Source organism: [Lactobacillus] timonensis (genome assembly GCF_900240275.1).
GTDB lineage: Bacteria > Bacillota > Bacilli > Lactobacillales > Lactobacillaceae > Limosilactobacillus > Limosilactobacillus timonensis.
This window is the reverse complement of the sequence record NZ_LT964766.1, coordinates 1-4,876: the sequence shown is the minus strand read 5'-3', so window position 1 is coordinate 4,876 and position 4,876 is coordinate 1. Positions and strand designations below refer to the sequence as shown.

6 protein-coding genes are annotated in these 4,876 nt (G+C 44.9%); 5 read left to right on the top strand and 1 reads right to left on the bottom strand.

Going from position 1 to position 4,876, the window contains the following annotated elements:
• Positions 1-150 precede the first annotated feature (150 nt).
• Positions 151-915, bottom strand: coding sequence for a DeoR/GlpR family DNA-binding transcription regulator (locus tag C1710_RS07995; RefSeq protein WP_102281878.1), 765 nt, complete (start codon positions 913-915; stop codon positions 151-153).
• Positions 916-1,148: 233 nt separating this feature from the next.
• On the opposite strand from C1710_RS07995, the gene ulaG reads away from it, so the two are divergent.
• The 5 genes from ulaG to C1710_RS07970 form a co-directional block, all read left to right on the top strand.
• Entirely contained in the window at positions 1,149-2,222 is a 1,074-nt protein-coding gene (ulaG, locus tag C1710_RS07990; RefSeq protein ID WP_102281875.1) for an L-ascorbate 6-phosphate lactonase, read from the top strand.
• Positions 2,223-2,299: 77 nt separating this feature from the next.
• The gene (locus C1710_RS07985) at positions 2,300-2,758 is read left to right on the top strand and encodes a PTS sugar transporter subunit IIA (RefSeq protein ID WP_102281872.1); all 459 of its coding nucleotides are present in this window, start codon (positions 2,300-2,302) and stop codon (positions 2,756-2,758) included.
• A gap of 16 nt (positions 2,759-2,774) precedes the next feature.
• Positions 2,775-4,280, top strand: a complete 1,506-nt coding sequence (locus tag C1710_RS07980; protein WP_102281869.1) for a PTS ascorbate transporter subunit IIC — start codon at positions 2,775-2,777, stop codon at positions 4,278-4,280.
• A gap of 39 nt (positions 4,281-4,319) precedes the next feature.
• Positions 4,320-4,619 (top strand): PTS sugar transporter subunit IIB, encoded by a 300-nt coding sequence (locus tag C1710_RS07975; RefSeq protein WP_102281866.1) that lies wholly within the window; start codon positions 4,320-4,322, stop codon positions 4,617-4,619.
• A gap of 34 nt (positions 4,620-4,653) precedes the next feature.
• Positions 4,654-4,876 (top strand): orotidine 5'-phosphate decarboxylase / HUMPS family protein (locus C1710_RS07970; protein WP_180961349.1); only part of this gene is annotated, 223 nt, incomplete at its 3' end.

Genomic DNA, 4,876 nt, shown 5'->3' with positions numbered 1-4,876 from the left:
TCCTTTCTGGAGGACAATCACCACGATTTAGGCTTTGGGGTGATTGTCCGTTTTTTTTATTGTCATCATAAACGAAAAACGGTACCGATGGAAAATTCCATCAGTACCGAATAGTGTAGAACCTTTTGTTGGTTACTGCTTTTGCCATCGTTAAAATTGGGGAACCTGAACGACTTCGACACCATGATGACGGAAGTTTTCGAGGATTTTACCATCAACAAAGGTATCGGTGATGAGAATATCAATATCAGAAATGCTACCGATGGTGAAGTTAGAAAAGCTGTCGAACTTGCTGTAATCGGCACAGACGATTAGGTGACGTGAATTCTTAACGATATTGCGGTTAACGGTTGCTTCATCAATGAAGGGTGTAGAGATACCGTGTTCAAGGCTTAAACCGGCACAACCAATGATTCCCCAATCGGATCGCATACTGAGAAATGACCGGTTCGCAATGTCACCTTCCATAACATTATTTTTCTTAACCGACCCACCCGAAAGGATCAAGGTGGCATTATCTTTATCGGTTAAAAACTGCGTAGCGTTACCGTTATTAGTGATGATGGTAACGTTCTTTTTGAGTAGGTCAGGGATAGCATAAATTGCCGTCGAGCTGGAGTTGATAAAGACAATCTTATTGTCATTAATCCGTTTGGCCGCTTCTATCCCTAAGTTCTTTTTAATTCGCTCACGGGTGATACTCTTGCTAGCCTTTTCCGGCGATACGTAGTGAAGAACCCCGAGGTGTTGAGTTAGACGCCCCATTGAAGCAAGTTTGTTGCAGTCACGACGAATAGTCATCTGGGACACGTCCAAGCGCTGGCTAAGTTGATTAATCTGGACAGTCTTTTCTTTACTGAGGATATCGAGGATGTGCTTACGCCGATCCTCGATGTTTTTGTATGAGTTTCGCATGATTGTTAACCTCATTTGTTGTTTTATTCGGTTATATGTTAATTCAAATATACTTAAAACACAATATCACGTTATTTACTTTAATGAATAACAATTAACTTATAATATATGTTAATTAACATTCAAATAACATATATAATTGCGAATTAACATAAGCGGGTGTTGAAAAGGGTTTCTTCAAACGGTACATTGTAACCGTAAACAAATTGTTGATTCTTGAAGGAGGAATTCTGATGGCTTCGCCAAAGAATATTAATGATGTAACACCTGAAACGTTCGCTAAGAACAACTTCCCAGAATGGGGAACGTACCTTAACGAAACGATCGCTGACAAGAAGGTTCCTGAAGGTTCATTCTCAATTTGGTGGACCGGTTGCATGGGCTTCTGGCTGAAGACTCACGAAGGCACAAACATCGTGGTTGATATGTGGAACGGTACTGGTAAGCACACCCACGGTGATGGCAAGATGCGCAAGGGTCATCAAATGATGCGGATGGCTGGTGTGGAAGCACAACAGCCAAACCTGCGTAACCGTCCGTACGTTATCGACCCATTTGCTGTTAAGGATGTGGACGCACTTTGCGTTACCCACACTCACCACGACCACTTGGACATCTACACTGCTGCTTGTATCAATAAGAACTGTCCAAAGGCTAAGTTCATCGGCCCACAAGGCGTTGTTGATGAATGGGTTGAATGGGGTATTCCAAAGGAAAAGACCATTGTTGTTAAGCCCGGCGATGAAGTAAAGGTTGGCGCCGTTAACGTTAAGGCTCTTGAATCATTTGACCGGACTGAACTGGTTACTGAAGACGACCCAAGCGTTAAGTTGGAAGGCAAGATGCCTCGTAAGATGAGCGAAGTTGCCGTTAACTACCTGTTCGAAACGACTGGTGGGAACCTGTATGATGCCGGTGACTCACACATGTCCAACACCTTCACTAAGCATGGTAACGAAAACGACATTGACGTTGCCCTTTGTGCTTACGGTGAAAACCCACGGGGGATTACTGACAAGCTGGACGACTCACAAGTTCTGCGGATGTCAGAAGACCTGAAGACCAACGTTGTTATCCCAATGCACTGGGACATCTGGTCAAACTTTTTCACTGACCCGAAGGACATCATTGCTCTTTGGAACCGTAAGAAGTACCGTCTGCAATATAAGTTCAAGCCATACATCCTTCAGGTTGGTGGCGAATTCAACTACCCACAAGACAAGGACAAGTTTGAATACATGTACGACCGTGGTTTCCACGATGCGTTCAAGAACAAGCCAGACCTGCCATTCCCAGAACTGCTGTAATCAAGTAGGGAGCGAGGTTTTGTAGTGTTTGATAATCGGTGAAGCAGCCCTCACTGAAAGGGCAGGAGGAGTTAATAATGTTACGTTACTTTTTAGAGAATGGTTTAGTAAACATTACTGACCAGCACCCTAAGAATTGGGAAGAAGCGATTAGGGTTAGTGCCGAGGTAATGAAAAAGAATAAGTTAGTGACCGACCAATATGTTGATCAAGTTATCTCTGACGTGAAGGAATACGGCCCTTACATTGTGATCGTTCCCGGCGTGGCAATGCCACATTCCTCTGCCGAAAACAGTGGGGTTTTAGGTACGGGAATCGGCTTTACAATCATGCCAGAGACGGTTTCCTTTGAAGATGGCAACCCAGAAAAGGATGCAAAGCTGTTCTTCATGCTGGCTGCTAAAGATCATGACGCTCACGTTAAGAACATTGCCAACTTGTCTGACATGTTAATGGAAGACGGGATGGTTGAAGATCTGATGAAGGTCAAGAATATGGATGACTACCGTGACGTTATGAAGAAACACAATATGTAATAAAGGGTGATCTATTATGCAAGCTATTCTTAATGTGTTAATGGCGATCTGGACATACTTCGCCACAAACATTCTTGAACAGCCAGCCTTCATGATTGGTTTCATTGTCCTGATTGGTTACATTCTGGAAAAGAAGCCATGGTACGATACCATTTCTGGATTTTTGAAGGCGACTGTCGGGTACTTTATTTTGACGGTTGGTTCTGCCGGGCTGGTTAACTCATTCCGGCCAATCCTGGTTGGTCTGCGTGAACGTTTCCATCTTCACGCCATGGTTACTGACCCGTATTTCGGACAAAACGCCGTTACTGTCGGGATTATGAAGCGGTTCGGCCGGTCATTTGCCGACACAATGCTGTTGCTGCTGTTTGCTTATATCATTAATATTCTGCTGGTTCGTTTCCAAAAGTACACGAAACTGCGTGCCGTCTTTACGACTGGTAACGTTCAGGTTCAGCAAGCCGCAACTGCTTTCTGGCTCTTCCTCTTCTGTTTCTCAAAGATGGGCCGGATCGAAATCCTGGTCATCATGTCGATTGTCCTTGGACTTTACTGGGCCGTTGGTTCAAACTTAACCGTTGGTATCACCCAGGAATTAACTGATGGTGCCGGCTTCGGGATTGCTCACCAGCAAATGTTTGGGATTTTCATCTTTGCTAAGTGGGCTGAATGGATGGAAAAGCGTGCGAAGACTAAGGGTAAGACCGAAAGTCGTCGTCTGGAAGACATTGAACTGCCAGGTTGGCTGTCAATGTTTAACGACAACATGGTTTCAACTTCAATCCTGATGATCTTCTTCTTCGGGATTATCCTGATCGTCCTCGGACCATCCTACCTGGTTCACGCTAAGTTTATGAAGCCAGGACAGAGTTTCATCTTCTACATTATTCAGACTTCATTGATGTTTGCCGTTTACCTGGCCATCTTGCAGCTGGGGGTTCGGACATTCGTTAACGAACTGACTGAATCCTTTACCGGGATTTCCGAACGTTGGCTGCCGGGTTCTGTGCCAGGTATCGACGTTGCCGCAACGTTAGGCTTCGGTTCACCAAACGCTGCAACGATTGGTTTCATGTTTGGTGCACTTGGCCAGTTCGTAATGATTGGCTTGCTGTTAGTCTTCCACTCACCAACGATTGTCATCGCCGGATTTATTCCAATGTTCTTTGACAACGCTGCAATTGGTGTCTTTGCTAACAACCGTGGTGGATTTAAGTACGCCATGATTGCACCGTTCATCTGTGGTGTTATCCAGGTTGCCGGTTCTGCCTTTATCGCAACTTGGGTTGGTATGGCAACATACGGTGGTTACCTGGGAATGTTCGACTGGGCAACGTTATGGCCAGCATTTACGGTTATCATGAAGTACTTAGGCTACATTGGTATTGCCATTGTTGTGATTGTACTGATTTTGATCCCACAGCTGGAATATCGTCACGATCCAGATGGCTATTTCCAAATTGTTAAGGACTACGATGCTTGGAAGGAAAGCCACAAGGCTCAGGCTGACAGTGCTAAGTAATTGAATAACTTTTAAGACTGATTTTTAGGAGGATTTATCATGAAAGTTTTGACTGCATGTGCTAACGGTTCTGGTACTAGTTTGATGTTAATGCGGACTGCTACGAAGGCTCTTAAAGACATGGGCTTTAAGGTTACCCAGTCTGACCACACTTCAGTTTCTGAAGCTAAGGGGACTGCCCGTAACTACGACGTTGTCTTCACTTCGCTGCCATTCGTCAAGATGTTCAAGGATGTTGAAGACCGTGGTGGCGTGGTGATCGGCATCAAGAACGTTATGTCAAAGAAGGAAGTTGAAGATGCTGTAAAGGCATCTAAGTTGTCCGAAAAGTTTAACTAGTAGTTTAGTTACATAAACGAAGGAGTAACAAATTATGTCAAAACCACTGTTACAAGTAGCCCTCGATACTGACACGACGGCTGCTGCGCTCAAAGTTGCTCACCAGGTTGGCGACATCGTTGATGTTGTCGAAGCCGGGACCCTGCTGATTTACCAAGAAGGCATGGACGCTGTTAGTGACCTGCGGGCCATTGCACCAAACAAGATCATCTTGGCCGATGCCAAGGTGGCCGATGCTGGTGGTCACGTGGCCAAGG